This is a genomic window from Stenotrophomonas sp. I18B00994 (genome assembly GCF_014145825.1).
Taxonomy (GTDB): domain Bacteria; phylum Pseudomonadota; class Gammaproteobacteria; order Xanthomonadales; family Xanthomonadaceae; genus Stenotrophomonas; species Stenotrophomonas maltophilia.
Window position 1 is genome coordinate 1 of sequence record NZ_JACIUW010000039.1, and the last position, 15,628, is coordinate 15,628.

Here is a 15,628-nt window from a genome sequence, read left to right on the forward strand (position 1 = left end):
AGGCCAAGGGCAAAGCGAGCAAGGTGGCGCTCGTGGCGGTCATGCGCAAAATGCTGGTGATCCTCAACGCCCGTAAGCGAGACGCCGAGGTGGCCCTCGGCTGCCCCTGACAAGACAGTTGCTACTGCCTCCGGTAGTGCCGGCCGCTGGCCGGCAACCCGTATCCCGCGTATCCACACATGGCGTGGATCTACTGCATCCGGTAGTGCCGGCCGCTGGCCGGCAACCCGTATCCCGCGCATCCACGCATGGTGTGGATCTACCGGGCGTCGTCGAGCAGCTGTTCGAGGCCGGCGGTTTCCGCAGCGTCGTTGAAGTGGCCGTCTTCAAGCCGTGCACGCACAAACGCCAGGCCATCCGCCGCCGCCGCGTCCAGCGTGCCGCGATGGTCGACCGGGTAGCGCCGGAACGCTACCGGCTCGCCGCGCAGCGCCAGGCCTGCGGCATACAGCAGGGTGGTCAGATAGGGGACGTCGCGGTCCTCGCTGCCGTGGCCCAGCATCAGCGGTTGGCTGAAACCGCGGCGCGGTACGCCGAGATAGTCGTACAGCACGGCCCAGATGCCCGGCACGCTGGTCAGCGGTGCGGTGAACATGCTGCCGGTATCCGCGCCGTCCAGCGTGGTGGCCAGTTCGCCCAGGCACTGCTCGCGTGCCACTGCCACGCGGGTGCGGCCGGTGTCGCTGAGGACGCGGTCGATCTGCGGCGCAACCTGCAGCAGACCGTCGAGCAGATACGCGTGATACGCGTTGAGCGCGCCAGGATTGGCGGTGCGGTTGTCCGGCTTCATCACCAGTGCGGTCAGCTCGACGGCGGTGGGCGTGCCGGTGGTGAAGCTGCCGCGGTAGTGCAGCGACGGGCCAGCATAGGTGGGCGCCAGATGCCCGGCAGTGAGCGCGGCGGCACCACCCTGCGAATGGCCGACCGAGACCCAGCGCGGCGACAGCGTTGCGGTGCCCAGGTACTGGCGGCTGGCTTTGACGAGGTCGATGGCATTGCGCGCGGCAGCGCGCACATGCAGATAGGCATGGTCACCTGGACTGCCGAGGCCCTGGTAGTCCGCAGCAACCACCGCATAGCCCTGTGCCAGGAACTGATCGAGGAAGCGGCCGTCGCGTTCGGGTTGGTAGGGGCCGGAGACCGAGGGCGCACAGTAATCCGCGATGCCCTGGATGCCATGTGCCCAGGACACCACCGGCCAGCCGCCTGCAGGCGCCGCGCCGGCGGGCAGGTACGGCAGGCCGGCGCCTTCGGCCAGCTGGCCGCGATGATCCGGGGTGCGGTAGCGCAGCTTGTAGGCCTGCGCGGCCTTGGACGGCACCCATGACGCGCGATAGGGGGCAGCAGACAGCAGATCGCCCGGTGCGGGTGAGGCAGCCGCCACGGGGCCCGAGGACAGCGCCAGCAGGCCAGTGGCGAGGAGGCAGGCGAGCGGGCGGAAACGGCGGGGCGGTGGGGTCATGGGGCGCTCCTTCACGGCCGGGATGGCCGTTGCGCCGCAGTGTGGATGGCCTCGCCTACGCCGATCGGGACCGGCGTCGCATCCGCCGGGGATTCGTAGAATTCCTAGTGTCGTGGTCCATGGGCGCACGAACCCTCCACGCATGGCGTGGATCTGCCGACAAAGAAAAGGCCCCTTTCGGGGCCTTCTTTTACTTCTTTTCCAGTCGCGCGTTGCGCTGGCCGGTGCTGGCGGACTTTTCGCCAGCGAACGGGTTCAGCTTGCGGATCATCCACGGGTACTTCGGCCACTTGCCTTCCAGCCACGGGTGGTCCGGCTGGTTCAGCTGCAGGACGCGGCGGGCGTCGTCGGCCAGGGTCTTGTTGCCCAGGTGGGTGTAGGAATCGGCCAGGACGGCGACGGCATCGTACTGGAACGCGCTCTGCGGATAGGTTTCCAGCAGGTAGTTGGCGCGGCCGGCGGCCGAGACCCAGGCGCCGCGGCGCATGTAGTACAGGGCGTTGTCCAGCTCATGCTGGGCGAACACGTCACGCAGCTCCAGCATGCGCTGGCGCGCATCGGCGGCGTAGCGGCTGTTCGGGTAACGGTCCACCACGATGTTGAAGTCCGAATACGCCTGGTGCGGCGTGGACAGATCGCGGCGGCTGGCATCCAGCGACCATACGCGACGCAGGAAAACCGTACTGCGGTTGGAGTTGGCCAAACCGCGCAGGTAGTACAGGTACGCGATGTTGCGATGGGTCGGGTAGGTACGGATGAAGCGGTCGATGCTGGACACCGCATCGTCGTGCTTGCCGGCCTTGTACTGCGCGTAGGCGGTTTCGATCATCGCCTGTTCGGTATACGGGCCGTACGGATACTGGGCCACGAGGCGGCGGAAGCTGGTTTCAGCCCCGCTCCAGTTGCCACCCTGCATCAGCTTGTGGCTCTTCTCGTACAACTGTTCGACCGGCGTCCCTTCATCGGGGCGATCGCCCTTCTTGGCGCCACGGTGGCAGCCGGTGGCGGCGATGACCAGCACCAGCAGCAGGGCGGTGAGGCGGACGGGCGCGGAGAGCATGGAGGAGCGTCGGATCATGAGGTCAAGGCGGGACGCGGCTGGAATACGAAGGGTCGATGATAGCCTAGTGTCCTGTCCAGCGACTGAAACCGGCCGCCGGGACCCCAAAATTTCAAAGAATGCCCCCCTGCCATGTCTGAACAACCCTCTGAATCGGCCCGCCAGGCCATCGTCCCCGACACCGCTGCCGGCCGCCGTTTCGACGCCGTGGTGGCCGAACTGTTCCCCGAATACTCGCGTTCGCGCCTGACCGAGTGGATCAAGGCCGGGGAGGTCCTGCTGGACGGCGCCCAGGTGCGCCCGCGCGATCCGCTGCGCGGTGGCGAGGTGGTGACCCTCAACGTGGTGCTGGAAACCCAGACCGACGCCCAGCCGGAGGACATCCCGCTGGACGTGCTGTTCGAGGACGAGCACCTGCTGGTGATCAACAAGCCGGTCGGCCTGGTGGTGCACCCGGGCGCGGGCAACCACAGCGGCACCCTGGTCAACGCCCTGCTGTTCCGCGACCCGTCGGTGGCGGTGCTGCCGCGCGCGGGCATCGTGCACCGCCTGGACAAGGACACCAGTGGCGTGATGGTGGTGGCCAAGACCCTGGAAGCGCAGACCGCGCTGGTCGAGCAGCTGGCCGCACGCGACGTGCACCGCCAGTACTTGGCCATCGTGATGGGTGCGCTGGTGGCCGGCGGTACTGCCGATGCCCCGATCGACCGCCACCCGCGCGACCGCCTGAAGATGGCGGTGCGCGAGGACGGCAAGGAAGCGATCACCCACTACCGCCTGCGCGAGCGCTTCCGTGCGCACACCGCGCTGGAGTGCCGCTTGGAAACCGGCCGTACCCACCAGATCCGCGTGCACATGGCGCATGTGCGCCATCCGATCATCGGTGACCCGCTGTACGGCGGTGCGCTGAAGCTGCCCAAGGGGGCCAGCGATGAGCTGGTGGCCGCGCTGCGTGGCTTCAAGCGCCAGGCCCTGCACGCCGAGACCCTGGAGTTCACCCATCCGATCACCGGTGAGCCGGTGCGCAACACCGCGCCGGTGCCGGAGGACATGCTGCACCTGATGAAGGTGCTGCGCGAAGACAGCGAGGCCTTCGCCGCGCGCGAGCGGGACCGCTGGTGATGGCCGCCGCGCTGCCCGTGCTGCAGGCGGACTGGCCGGCGCCGCCGGGCGTCCATGCGTTGACCACGCGTCGGCACGGTGCGGGCATTTCGCCGGCGCCGTTCGCGCAGTTCAACCTGGGCAACCGGCACGCGGCCGACGGTGATACCCCAGCCAACGTAGAGCACAACCGCCAGCTGCTGCAGCAGGGGCTGGCGCTGCCCTCGACACCGCACTGGCTGCGCCAGGTGCACAGCAGCACCGTGCTGCGCTTCACCGCGCCGCCGGTGCCCGGCGCAAGCGAGCCGGTGGCCGATGCCGCAGTGACCTCGGTGCCGGGCGTGGTGCTGGCGATCCTGACTGCCGACTGCCTGCCGGTGGTGTTTGCCGCCGCCGATGGCAGTGAGGTGGGCGCGGCCCACGCAGGCTGGCGTGGCTTGGCCGACGGCATGCTGGAGGCCACCGTGGCCGCCATGCAGACGCCGCCGGCGCAGCTGCGGGCCTGGCTGGGCCCGGCCGCCGGACCGGCCGACTACGAGATCGGCGAGGAGGTCTACCACGCCTTCGTCGGCCATGATCCGGCCGCCGAGGCGGCGTTCGTTGCCACCCGCGCGGGCCACTGGAGGGTGGACCTGTTCGCGCTGGCGCGGCAGCGGTTGCAGGCGGCGGGCATGGACCCGGCGCAGGTCCATGGCGGCACGGTGTCGACCATGGCCGATCCGGACCTGTATTCGCACCGGCGCGACCGTCGCACCGGGCGCATGGCGACGCTGGCCTGGATCGCGCCCTGACCTTGCCGCTGTTCGCGCGCGTGCTGGGGCCGGCCTTCGCCACCCTGGCCGCGCCGGTGCAGGCGTTGCATGCCGCGCCGTTGCCCTGCCGCTACGTGGGGCAGGCGCGTATCGTGAGGGGGCGGCACTGGCTGGTGCCGCTGCTGGCCGCGTTGGCGCGGCTGCCGAAGGACGGTGGAGCGTTGCCGACCGAAGTGGCGTTCAGTGCACACGGGCAGGGCGAGCAGTGGGCGCGGCGTTTTGGCCGCTGGCCGATGGTGTCGCGGCTGTGGGCGCACGAGGGCTGCCTGCGCGAGCAGTTGGGCGCGGTGCGCTTCGAGTTTGATCTGCAGGCCCGCGAGGGTGGCATCGACTGGTCGGTGCGCCGGGTCTGGGCGTTCGGGTTGCTGCCGTTGCCGAGGCGCTGGTTTGGTGGCGTGCGTTGCCGCGAAGCCTGGCAGGGTGAGCGGTACACTTTCCTGGTCGATGTGACGCTGCCCTGGGCGGGAGCCCTGATCCGCTATGAAGGTTGGCTCGAACCGCAGTGAGGCCGCCGCCGAGGCGGGCAGCGCGGTGATCGTATTCGATGGCGTATGCGCGCTGTGCAACCGCTGGGTGCGCTTCCTGCTGCGTTTCGACCGCGCGGGGCGCTACCGCTTTGCGGCGATGCAGGGGCAGCAGGGCAGCGCGATGTTGCGCGCGCACGGGCTGGACCCGCAGGACCCGACGTCGTTCCTGCTGCTGGACGCGCAGGGCCCCTGGACCGATACCGATGCGATCCTGCGCGTGCTGACGGGGCTGGGCAGCGCCTGGCGCCTGATCGGCGTGTTGCGGGCAGTGCCGCGTGGCTGGCGTGATGCCGCGTACCGCGCGCTGGCGCGCAACCGCTACCGCTGGTTCGGACGGCACGACGCCTGTCATCTGCCCGCACCGGAGCAGGCAGCGCGATTCCTGGATTGAAGGAAAAAGGGGACGGAGGGGATCAAGGCGTCTGTGCACAACTGCCTTGATCCCCTCCGTCCCCTTTTTTCCTCAACCTTCCAGCGCGTCCAGATAGCTGCGGCGCCAGTGATTGATGTCGTAGGTGCGCAGGTGATCCATCATCGCGTGCCAGCGTTCCTTGCGCCTGCTCAGTGACATCGTTGCTGCCGTGGCGATGGCGTCGGCCACGCCGTCCAGATCGTGCGGGTTCACCAGCAATGCCTGCTTGAGTTCGTCGGCAGCGCCGGCCAGCAGCGACAACACCAGCACGCCGGGATCTTCCGGGTCCTGCGACGCCACGTATTCCTTGGCCACCAGGTTCATGCCATCGCGCAACGGCGTGACCAGGCCGACCGCCGCCGCCCGGTAGAAGCCGGTGAGGGTGGCATGGGTGAAGTTCTGGTTGACGTAGCGCAGCGGCGTCCAGTCAGGTTCGGCGTGGCCACCGTTGATGTGGCCGGCGATCTGTTCCAGCTGGCTGCGCAGCTGCCGGTACTCGGTGACGTCGCCGCGCGAGACCGGGGCGATCTGCAGGTAGGTCAGCGAGCCGCGCTGGTCGGGGTGGCGCTCAAGATAGCGCTCGAAGCCAAGGAAGCGTTCGGGCAGGCCCTTGGAATAGTCCAGGCGATCCACGCCGATCGCCAGCTGGCGATCGCGCAGGCTGGCGCGCAGGTTCTTCACGGCGGCCTTGGTGGCCGCGGTGCCGGCCTGGCGTGCGATCAGCTCGGTGTCGATGCCGATCGGGAAGGCGGCGGCACGGAAGCGGCGCCCGCCCGGTGCTTCCAGCTCGCCGTTGTCGAGCACGCGGCCGCCGCCGAACAGGCGCAGGTAGGTCTGGAAGCGATCAGCGTCGCGCTGGGTCTGGAAGCCGACCAGGTCGTAGGCGTACAGCGCGGAGAACAGCCGCAGGTGGTCGGGCATCGCCTGCAGCAGGTCGGCAGACGGCATCGGGATATGCAGGAAGAAGCCTATGCGACAACCGATGCCGCGCTCGCGCAACAGCGCACCGAGCGGGATCAGGTGGTAGTCGTGGATCCAGACGATATCGTCCTCGCGCAGCAGTGGCGCGAGCTTGTCGGCGAACAGCGCGTTGACCTTGTGGTAAGTCTCGCGGGTGCCGCGGTCGTAGTCGACCAGATCCAGGCGGAAGTGCAGCAGCGGCCACAAGGTGCGGTTGGCGAAGCCGTTGTAGTAGCCATCGACCTCGCGCTTGCTCAGATCCATGGTGACGTAGTCGATGTCACCGTCTTTCTGCCGGTGCAGCGTGCCGCTGCCTTCCTTCACCGTCTTGCCACTCCAGCCGAACCACAGGCCACCGCGTTCCTTCAGGGCAGCCAGCAGGCCGACAGCCAGACCGCCGGCGCGGTTCTCGCCGGGCACGGCCACACGGTTTGAAACCACGACCAGACGACTCACGATGCCTCCTGCCAGGACCGCGACAGGCGCATTGCGGCGGTGATCAGGCCGACGTGCGAATAGGTCTGCGGGAAATTACCCCAGGCCTCGCCGCTGTCGAAAGCCAGATCCTCCGACAGCAGGCCCAGGTGATTGCGCTGCTTCAGCAGCAGCTCGAACATCTCACGTGCTTCATCCATGCGCCCGATCGCGGCCAGCGCGTCGATGTACCAGAAGGTGCAGATGGTGAAGCTGGTCTCCGGCTCACCGAAGTCATCCGGCGCGACATAGCGGTACAGCGAATTGCCATGCTTGAGGTCGCGGCCGATGGCATCGACGGTGGCGATGAAGCGGGCGTCCAGCGCGTCGATGAAACCGATATCGGCCAGCAGCAGCAGCGAGGCATCCAGCCGATGGCCGCCGAAGGTATCGGTGAAGTGGCCCAGCTCCTCGTTCCAGGATTCGGCCATGATGCGCGCGTGGATGGTGTCGGCGCGCTCGCGCCAGTAATGCGCGCGGTCATCGCGCTTCAGGCGCACGGCGATCTTGCACAGGCGGTCGCAGGCAGCCCAGCACATCGCGCTGGTGTAGGTGTGCACTTCGGTGCGGCCGCGGAATTCCCACAGGCCGGCATCGGGTACGTCGTGCAGGGCGAAGGCCTGTTCGCCCAGGGGCTCCAGGCGGGCGAAGGTGTGCGCATCACCCGGGTCCTGCAGGCGCCGGTCGAAGAACAGCTGCGTGGAGGCCAGTACCACGCTGCCGTAGACATCGTGCTGGCGCTGCACCCAGGCCAGGTTGCCGCGCCGCACCGGGCCCATGCCGCGATAACCGGACAGGCTGGGCACTTCATCTTCGTCCAGCTTGGCCTCGAAGCCGATGCCATACAGCGGCTGCAGCGTGCCGTCGGTGGTGGCCAGGTTGAAGATGTAGCCGAGGAACTGTTCCATCGTGCGCGTGGCGCCAAGACGGTTCAGCGCCCGCACCACGAAGGCCGCGTCGCGCAACCAGCAGTAGCGGTAGTCCCAGTTGCGCACGCTGCCGGGTGCTTCCGGAATGGAAGTGGTCATCGCCGCGATGATCGCGCCGCTGTCCTCGTACTGGCACAGCTTCAACGTGATCGCACTGCGGATGACCGCGTCCTGCCACTCCAGTGGAATGGACAGGTAGCGCACCCATTCGCGCCAGTAGTCGCGGGTGCGCTGGAAGGCTTCCTGCACGTAGCCGCTGATCGAACGATTGAGCGATTCATCCACGCCCAGGATCAGGTGGATCGGATGGTTGAGCACGAACGGCAGGCCGTCGCGCACGAAGCGCACCGGCACATCGGTGGTCAGCCGCAGCACGTGCTCGGGCAGGATCCAGCGCACATGGTTGCTGCCCCAGGTGGATTCGGGCACGCGTGCGCCCCAGTCCGCCAGGGGTCGCGCACGCACGGTGATGCGCGGGCTGCCAGCCAGCGGACGCACCTGGCGGATCAGGCTGACCGGACGGTAGAAGCGATCGTTCTGCCGCCAGCGCGGGGCGAAATCGAGGATTTCCAATGCGCCGCCCTGCGTGTCACGCAGCACGGTGCGCAGGATCGCAGTGTTGGTGAGGTATTCCTGCTCGCTGCTCGCGAAGTCCTCCAGCTCGATGGCGAAGTCGCCGCCGGTCTGCTGGTTGGGGCCGAGCAGGGCGCAGAAGGTGGGGTCGCCGTCGAAGGTGGGCAGGCAGCTCCAGACAACGCGGGCATGTTTGTCGACCAGGGCGCCGAAGCTGCCGTTGCCGACCACGCCCAGATCAAGATCGGGTTGGGTCATCACGCGGTACATCTCGGTTGCGGCCGTGGGGGTTGGCCGGGTCAATAGGCATTCTCACGCAGCCAGGCGTGCACGCTGCGTATGTCGGGCAGCGCGAACACGGCCGCACTGGGTTCACGTTCACCCACCAGCACGCTCCAGCCATGCTGGCCGTTGGCGGCATCGAAGCCGAATTCGTCGGTGAGGTCATCACCGAGGAACACCGGCAGGCGGCCGCGGAAGGGCAGGTACTGCATCATCCGGCGCACGGCACGGCCCTTGTCGGTGCCGACAGGCACGAACTCGACCACATGGTCGCCAGGCTGCAGGCGGTAGCTGGTGCGGCCACGAACGTGGCGGTCAGCGAACGCGCGGACATCGCTGGCGGCGTGCGGCGCACCGCGCCAGTGCAAGGCCAGGCCGACGCCCTTGTCTTCCACCAGCACGCCAGGATGCCCATGGGCGAAGCGCATCGCCTGCTGGTGCAGCGCGTGCAGCCATTCGGCGGTGTCGTCGTCGTGTTCGTCGCGCAGCACACGACCGTCTTCGCCACGCAGCTCATGGCCGTGCAGGCCGGCGGCGGGTAGTTGCAGGGGGGCGAACAGTTGATCCAGCTGTTCAAGCGGGCGACCACTGACCAGTGCCACGGCACCTTCCAGGCGGTCGCTGATGCGGCCGATGGCTTCACGCACATCCGGCAGCAGCTGCACGGCATCCGGGCGTGCAGCGAATTCGATCAGGGTGCCATCGACATCGAGGAACAACGCACAGGCGTCGTCCAGCAATGGCGGTGGCGGACGCAGGGGGAGCGGTTCAGCCATGACGCCCAGCTTGCCAGCGTGGGCGTGTACGCGGGGTCGAGGGCAGGCTACGGCCCTGCTTCGGTGGGTGCCGACCGTTGGTCGGCACGGCAGCAGTGCGGACCAACGGTCCGCACCCACCCAAAGCAGATCCGCACCCCGATCACGAAGTTGCCGGCCAGCGGCCGGCACTACCGTGTCGTGCGGACCAACGGTCCGCACCTACCCAATGCGATCAGAACGTATAGCGGACGCGGCCGTAGTAGTACGCGCCGTTGCTGCCGATCGGCGACAGCACGTCATACGGCAGGTTGCCGAAGTAGTGGATATCGCTGTTGGATCGATCCGGGTAGTTGTCGGTCAGGTTCTGGCCGCCGATGGCCACGCTCCAGCGCGGAGTGATGCGGTATTCGACCTCCGCATCCAGCTGCCACTCGGCCTGGTAGGTCTGGCGCGGGATGTAGCCGTCACCGAAGTTGAACACGCGGGTGGCGCTGCCGTAGCGGTTCACGCGGCTGCTCAGCGACCAGTGGTCGTTGCTCCACGCGGCAGAGAAGCTGCCGCGGGTACGCGGCGTGGCATCGGTAAGCGTGTTGGTTTCTTCGATGCCGAACAGCACGTAGTCCGGATTCAGTGCACGCAGCTGTGCCGGCGTGGCCAGCACGTTCTTCAGCGTGGTCTTGGTGTACGCATAGGTGCCGGTCAGCAGCAGCTGGCCGTCGCCCAGCGACTGGCGCCAGTTGCTCACCAGCTCGGCGCCGCGGGTGCGGGTATCGGCGGCGTTGACGAAGAAACTGGCGCTCTGCAGGCCGCTGACGCCGTAGTTGGCGGCCACGTAGTCGGTCAGTGCATCGCCGGTGATGCTCTCCGACAGCGCGATGCGATCGTCGATGTCGATCTGGAAGAAGTCCAGTGACAGGTCGAAATGCTCGCCGATGCGGCTGGTGAAGCCCAACGAGGTGTTCAGCGATTTCTCCGGCTTCAGATTCTGCGCACCCAGGCCACGCGCGATCGGATTGTTGACCGACAGCAGGCGGCCCTGCACCAGCTGGCCGCCAGCGTTGTAGCCGGTGGAGGTGGATTCGTAGCCGATCTGTGCCAGCGACGGCGCACGGAAGTTGTTGGAGATGGCACCGCGCAGCGCGAACGCCGGGGTGAATTCATAGCGCAGGCCGAGTTTGCCGGTCAGTTCACCGCCGAAGTCGTCGTTGTGCTCGTAGCGCGCGGCCAGGTCGGTGGAGAACTTCTCGCCGAACTGACTGGACAGGCTGGCGTAGGCGCTGGCGACATCGCGCGACAGGGTGGCCGCGTCCTGCGGGGTCAAGCCGCCACCGGCCTGCGAACCGGTCGGGCGGTCGGTGTACGGGCCGGCCGCATAGCTGGCCGGGTCGCCGGGACGGGTCTGGTAGCGCTCATGGCGCGCTTCCACGCCCAGGCCCAGCGTGTGGCTGATGCTGTCGCTCTGGGTGAACACGCGGCTCAGGTCGAGATTGCCCACCGTCTGTGCGTACTGGTAATCGGCAGTCTTGAAGCGGGTCGGGCTGGTCGGGCCCAGCGAGGCGTTGAGCGAATCGCGCAGGCGGTAGGTGAAGTCGTTCTGGCCGTAATCCAGGCTGCCGTCGTAGCTCCATTCGCCCCACTGCCCGCGCACGCCGGCCACGGCCTGCACGTCGCGGTTCTCGCCTTCGGAAATGGGCCGGTAACCGTTCGGATAGACCTGCTTCCAGTTGGCCTCGCCATCGGGGTAGCGGAAGTAGTTCGCACCTTCGGTATCGCGCTGGTTGAAGGTGCCGAATGCATAGAATGTCGAGGTCTGGCCCACCGGGATCTCGGTGTTCAGCCACAGGTTGATGCCCTTGCTCTTGCCATCGCCCAGCACATAGTTGCGCTTGCCCTGCAGCGCCAGGTTGCCCGGGGTCTGGTCCCACGGCGGAATCTGGTCGAAGCCGGCGCGGTTGGTGCCGTTGCGGTGCTTGTATTCCAAGCCGACGCGCAGGAAGCCGCCGTCCTCGCCCAGCGAGGTACCGACCTTGGCGCTGATATTGCCGGTCTGGCCGTCGGTGAGGGTACGCCCGATCGGCTTGAGGTCGGTGTGGTTGGCGCCGTAGCTGGCCTCGATCTCGCCACCGTCGCCGCCGTTGTCGAGGATCACGTTGATCACACCGGCCACCGCATCCGAGCCATACAGCGCACCAGCGCCATCACGCAGTACTTCGATGCGCTTGATCGCGCTGACCGGGATCGAATTGAAATCAACCGGGGTGGTGCCCTTGCCGATCTTGCTGTCGGTGTTGACCAGCGCGGTGTGGTGGCGGCGCTTGCCGTTGACCAGCACCAGCACCTGGTCCGGCGACAGGCCACGCAACTGCGCGGCGCGCACATGGTCGGCGCCACCGGAGTTGGACTGGCGCGGGAAGTTGAACGACGGCAGCAGCGCCTGCAGCGCGCTGCCCAGCTCGCCGTTGACCACGCCCGCCTTGCGGATGTCCTCGGCGGTGAGCACATCCACCGGCGAGGTGGATTCGAGCACGGTGCGGTCGGCGGCACGGGTGCCGGTGACGATCACCGTATCCAGGTTGGTGGCGTCCTGGGCCAGGGCCGGGGCGGCGGCGGAGGAAAGCGCGAGGGCGATGGCGAGGCCGAGCGGCGACGCGGGCAGGCGGGCGGACATGGGGGCTCCAGCAACAACGACGACGGGGGAAGAGGAGATAGTTTCACTTACATCCATCCGGATGAAGCGATATATTATCTTCGCGTGATGACCGGTGCGGATGCAAGCCCCTGCCGGTCCGGCATGAGCTGATGCCCGGTTGGCATCAGCACGCCGGGCCGGTGGCGCTGTACGCTGCCGGCTCGCCTTGTCCCCCCTTCTCCGGAGCTGTACCGATGAAACACCTTGGCCTCGTCTTCGCCGTGCTGTTGGCCACCAGCGGCTGCGCCAGCCTCTCATCGCAGGCGCCCAGCGCCTATGCCACGGCCACCACCGCCGAACTGAAGGGCGATGCTGCACGCCCGTCCGCCGGCCACGGCTGGGTGCGCAGCGAGCTGTACTTCGGCGTGGGCGAGGAGCAGGGCGCCGGCAACCGCCCGCAGGCCGACACCATCAGCGACGCGCAGTGGCGCACCTTCCTGGACAAGGAAGTGACCCCGCGCTTCCCGGATGGCCTGACCGTGTTCGATGCCTATGGCCAGTGGCTGTTCCGCGGCGATGCCGCGCCCAACCGCCTGCGCACCAAGGTGCTGGTGGTGCTGCATGAGGACACCCCGCAGCGCCGCGCCGATATCGAAGCGATCCGCCTGGCGTGGAAGCAGCAGACCAGGCATCAGTCGGTGCTGTGGTCGCGGCAGCCGGTCGAGGTATCGTTCTGAGTTGAAGGTGCCGCCGCGGTGCCGCAGGGAGCAATGATGAACTACAGGGAATGCCTGCTGGGCCTGGTGTTGGCCGGCACGCTGGCACCGACGGCGCACGCCGGTGGGGACAACGGCGAAACCTTGCGCTTCCAGGTGGCCGCGCACGTGCAGGCACAGGCCGATCCCCTGCAGGACGGCAGCATTGCCGTGCAGCTGTCACCGTCGGGCAAGCGGCAGACGCTGGCCGGCGCGGCGGATGCCGACGGCACTTCGCGATGGTCGCTCGAAGATGTCGATTCCGATGGTTACCCGGAACTGGTCGCACGCGCCCCGGTCGGCATGGTCAACGAAGCGGTGGCGGTGTACCGGTTCGATCCCGCCAGTGCCGGGTTCCGCGCGCTGCGGGCTGCAACCCACGGCAGGGAGAGCTGCGGCGAGCTGATGGGCCTGATGGTCGACCACCTGAGCCGCACCCTGACCAGCAGCTGCCGCAGCGGCCCGATGTGGTACACCGACCAGTATCGCTTTGCAGGCGCGACACTCTATCTGTACCGCGCCGAGAGCGTGCTGATGCTGGGCGATACCTTGAACGCCGCGCTGCAGTGGGAGCAGACCGACGAGCAGGGTCCGCTGGCCGTCTGGCGCACCTATGATCCCGCCGGCCGTGTGCTGGAAAGTGCCATTGCCGATGGCCTGGGCGCACCGCCGGATGGACCGTTGCGCGGCCAGCAGGCCACCGTGGTACCCGCGCGCCTGTTCCTGTTCGACCGACCCGGTGCGTCCAGCACCAAGCGTTACCTGGTGCAGGGCGACCGCGTGGAACTGCTGGATGAACAGGACGGCTGGGTGAAGCTGCGCTACCGCAACCCGAAGCAGGGCGCGGTGGAAGGCTGGATCAACGTCAACGATTGAAGAAAAAGGGGACGGAGGGAATCAAGTCGTTTGTGGCACATACGGCTTGATTCCCTCCGTCCCCTTTTTTTGCGGAGGCATCACTTCATCGGGTCTAGCCTCGGACGTTCCCCCGTTCGAGGATGTATCCGATGAGCAAGCGCGTGGCCGAAATCGTGGTGGATGCCCTGCAGCAGGCCGGTGTCCGCCGTTGCTACGGCATCGTGGGCGATACGCTCAACCATGTGACCGATGCGATGCATGGCAGCGAGATCGCATGGGTGCATGTGCGGCATGAGGAAGTAGCAGCCTTTGCCGCAGGCGCCGATTCGCTGGTGAGCGGCGAACTGACCGTCTGCGCCGGCTCCTGCGGCCCCGGCAGCCTGCATTTCATCAATGGCGTGTTCGAGAGCAACCGCAACCGCGCGCCGATGGTGCTGATCGCCAGCCAGGTGGTGACCAGCGAGCTGGGCATGGAATTTCCGCAGGAAGTGGACTTCAAGGCGGTGTACGCCAGTTGTTCGGTGTTCTGCGAGCAGGTGCACAGCGCCGAGCAGGCGCGTCGCGTGGTCACCCTGGCCTGCCAGGCCGCGATCAGCCGCCGTGGCGTGGCGGTGGTGATCCTGCCCGCCGATATCAGCCAGGCCGAAGTGAAGCACGATGTGCCGTTCTCGGTGCATTACACCCAGCCGGTACTGCGCCCGTCGGATGCTGAGCTGCAGCGCATCGCCGAGCTGCTGGGGCAGGGCAAGCGCATCGGCATCTACGCCGGCGCCGGTTGCCAGGGTGCGCACGCACAGCTGCTGGAACTGGCCCGGCGCCTGCAGGCACCGATCGCGCACACCTCGCGCGCCAAGGACTTCGTCGAGCCGGACAACCCGTACAACATGGGCATGACCGGCATCTTCGGCATCGAATCCGGCTTCCACACGCTGATGGAGTGCGACACGCTGCTGCTGCTCGGCGCCGACTTCGCCTGGGGCCAGTTCTACCCGGACAAGGCCACGATCATCCAGGTCGACCGCGATGGCAGCCATCTCGGCCGCCGCCACCCGGTGAACCTGGGTGTGGTCGGTGACATCGCACCGACGCTGGATGCCTTGCTGCCGATGTTGCCGCCGCGCGAGGACAGCAGTTTCCTGGACGAATGTATCGAGCGTCGCGACAAGGCGCTGAAGAAGCGCGAGCAGGAAGAACAGCCGGGCGAGGGCGAGCTGATCCACCCGCAGCATCTGACCGCGCTGCTGTCGAAGTACGCCAGCGACGATGCGCTGTTCACCGCTGACGGCGGCTCGCCGATGGTCTGGGTGCTGCGGCATATCCGCGTCAACGGTCGCCGCCGCACGCTGACCAGCCTGCTGCACGGCACGATGGCCAACGCGATGCCGCAGGCACTGGGCCTGCAGAAGGCGTTCCCCGGCCGGCAGGTGATTTCGCTGTCCGGCGATGGCGGCCTGGCGATGCTGCTGGGCGACCTGCTGACGGCCGTGCAGGAGAACCTGCCGATCAAGGTGGTGGTGTTCAACAATGGCTCGCTGAACTTCGTCGAGCTGGAGCAGAAGGTGGAAGGCCTGCTGGACAACTACACCGACCTGAAGAACCCGGATTTTGGCCGCCTTGCCGAAGTGATCGGCTTCCACGGCCGCACGGTGACGCGCAGCGAGGATCTGGAAGAAGCGGTGCAGGATTTCCTGTCGCAGCGTGGCCCGGCGCTGCTGGATGTGCATACCAGCCGCGCCGAGCTGGTGATGCCGCCGCAGATCGAGGCCAAGCAGGTGGCCGGTACCGCGCTGTATGCAGCCAAGGCGGTGTTGAACGGCCGCTTCGACGACGTGAAGCATCTGCTGGTGGACAACTTCCTGAAGAAGTAACGGGGTGGGTTTGATGCAGGGCTGCGCCCTGCACCCGCTACGAGCCGGAGCCAGAGCAGAAGCGGGCTTCCTGAGGGATGGCGGGGTGGGTCCGGTTGCGGGGGACGCCGTAAACCCGTCCCTGGGGCTTGGCCGCGGCATCCATGCCGCGGACACCCCCGCAACCGG

At 67.5% G+C, this 15,628-nt stretch carries 13 protein-coding genes and 1 pseudogene; 8 read left to right on the top strand and 6 right to left on the bottom strand.

Annotated features, from left to right (window positions below; translation table 11 throughout):
• Positions 1 to 110 (top strand): annotated as a pseudogene (locus tag H4O10_RS21785) (IS110 family transposase); the annotation flags it as partial.
• Positions 111 to 259: 149 nt separating this feature from the next.
• Here the strand turns inward: H4O10_RS21785 and H4O10_RS21790 are convergent.
• Positions 260 to 1,462 (bottom strand): lipase family protein, encoded by a 1,203-nt coding sequence (locus H4O10_RS21790; RefSeq protein WP_049452822.1) that lies wholly within the window; start codon positions 1,460 to 1,462, stop codon positions 260 to 262.
• Positions 1,463 to 1,652: 190 nt separating this feature from the next.
• Complete coding sequence (locus tag H4O10_RS21795; RefSeq protein WP_024956778.1) at positions 1,653 to 2,540, bottom strand: outer membrane protein assembly factor BamD; 888 nt, start codon at positions 2,538 to 2,540, stop codon at positions 1,653 to 1,655.
• Between the two features lie 114 nt (positions 2,541 to 2,654).
• On the opposite strand from H4O10_RS21795, the gene rluD reads away from it, so the two are divergent.
• The 4 genes from rluD to H4O10_RS21815 are packed head-to-tail and all read left to right on the top strand — an operon-like array spanning position 2,655 to position 5,353.
• A complete protein-coding gene (rluD, locus tag H4O10_RS21800; RefSeq protein ID WP_019660164.1) occupies positions 2,655 to 3,644 on the top strand; it encodes a 23S rRNA pseudouridine(1911/1915/1917) synthase RluD in 990 nt (329 codons plus the stop codon).
• On the top strand, positions 3,644 to 4,414 hold the full coding sequence (gene pgeF, locus H4O10_RS21805; protein WP_049403024.1) for a peptidoglycan editing factor PgeF: 771 nt from the start codon (positions 3,644 to 3,646) through the stop codon (positions 4,412 to 4,414). The genes rluD and pgeF overlap by 1 nt, the downstream gene beginning before the upstream one ends.
• Positions 4,415 to 4,416: 2 nt before the next feature.
• Positions 4,417 to 4,941 (top strand): DUF4166 domain-containing protein, encoded by a 525-nt coding sequence (locus H4O10_RS21810; RefSeq protein ID WP_049452820.1) that lies wholly within the window; start codon positions 4,417 to 4,419, stop codon positions 4,939 to 4,941.
• Complete coding sequence (locus H4O10_RS21815) at positions 4,916 to 5,353, top strand: thiol-disulfide oxidoreductase DCC family protein (RefSeq protein ID WP_049452819.1); 438 nt, start codon at positions 4,916 to 4,918, stop codon at positions 5,351 to 5,353. The genes H4O10_RS21810 and H4O10_RS21815 overlap by 26 nt, the downstream gene beginning before the upstream one ends.
• A 72-nt stretch (positions 5,354 to 5,425) precedes the next feature.
• On the opposite strand, the gene otsA is transcribed toward H4O10_RS21815, so the two are convergent.
• From otsA to H4O10_RS21835, 4 genes are all read right to left on the bottom strand, one after another.
• On the bottom strand, positions 5,426 to 6,790 hold the full coding sequence (gene otsA / locus H4O10_RS21820; RefSeq protein WP_005410785.1) for an alpha,alpha-trehalose-phosphate synthase (UDP-forming): 1,365 nt from the start codon (positions 6,788 to 6,790) through the stop codon (positions 5,426 to 5,428).
• Positions 6,787 to 8,568, bottom strand: coding sequence for a glycoside hydrolase family 15 protein (locus tag H4O10_RS21825; RefSeq protein WP_005410784.1), 1,782 nt, complete (start codon positions 8,566 to 8,568; stop codon positions 6,787 to 6,789). Before H4O10_RS21825 ends, otsA begins: the two co-directional genes overlap by 4 nt.
• Positions 8,569 to 8,609: 41 nt before the next feature.
• On the bottom strand, positions 8,610 to 9,368 hold the full coding sequence (gene otsB / locus H4O10_RS21830; protein ID WP_005410783.1) for a trehalose-phosphatase: 759 nt from the start codon (positions 9,366 to 9,368) through the stop codon (positions 8,610 to 8,612).
• Positions 9,369 to 9,582: 214 nt separating this feature from the next.
• Positions 9,583 to 12,018 carry a TonB-dependent receptor gene (locus tag H4O10_RS21835; protein ID WP_111118640.1) on the bottom strand — a complete coding sequence of 812 codons (2,436 nt, stop codon included), beginning with the start codon at positions 12,016 to 12,018 and terminating at the stop codon, positions 9,583 to 9,585.
• A gap of 215 nt (positions 12,019 to 12,233) precedes the next feature.
• Here H4O10_RS21835 and H4O10_RS21840 point away from each other — a divergent pair, with 215 nt between their 5' ends.
• From H4O10_RS21840 to H4O10_RS21850, 3 genes are all read left to right on the top strand, one after another.
• The gene (locus H4O10_RS21840) at positions 12,234 to 12,716 is read left to right on the top strand and encodes a DUF3574 domain-containing protein (RefSeq protein ID WP_049452521.1); all 483 of its coding nucleotides are present in this window, start codon (positions 12,234 to 12,236) and stop codon (positions 12,714 to 12,716) included.
• Positions 12,717 to 12,752: 36 nt separating this feature from the next.
• On the top strand, positions 12,753 to 13,610 hold the full coding sequence (locus H4O10_RS21845) for an SH3 domain-containing protein (protein ID WP_049452523.1): 858 nt from the start codon (positions 12,753 to 12,755) through the stop codon (positions 13,608 to 13,610).
• A 131-nt stretch (positions 13,611 to 13,741) separates the two neighbouring features.
• Entirely contained in the window at positions 13,742 to 15,460 is a 1,719-nt protein-coding gene (locus H4O10_RS21850; RefSeq protein WP_049452520.1) for a thiamine pyrophosphate-dependent enzyme, read from the top strand.
• Positions 15,461 to 15,628 lie beyond the last annotated feature (168 nt).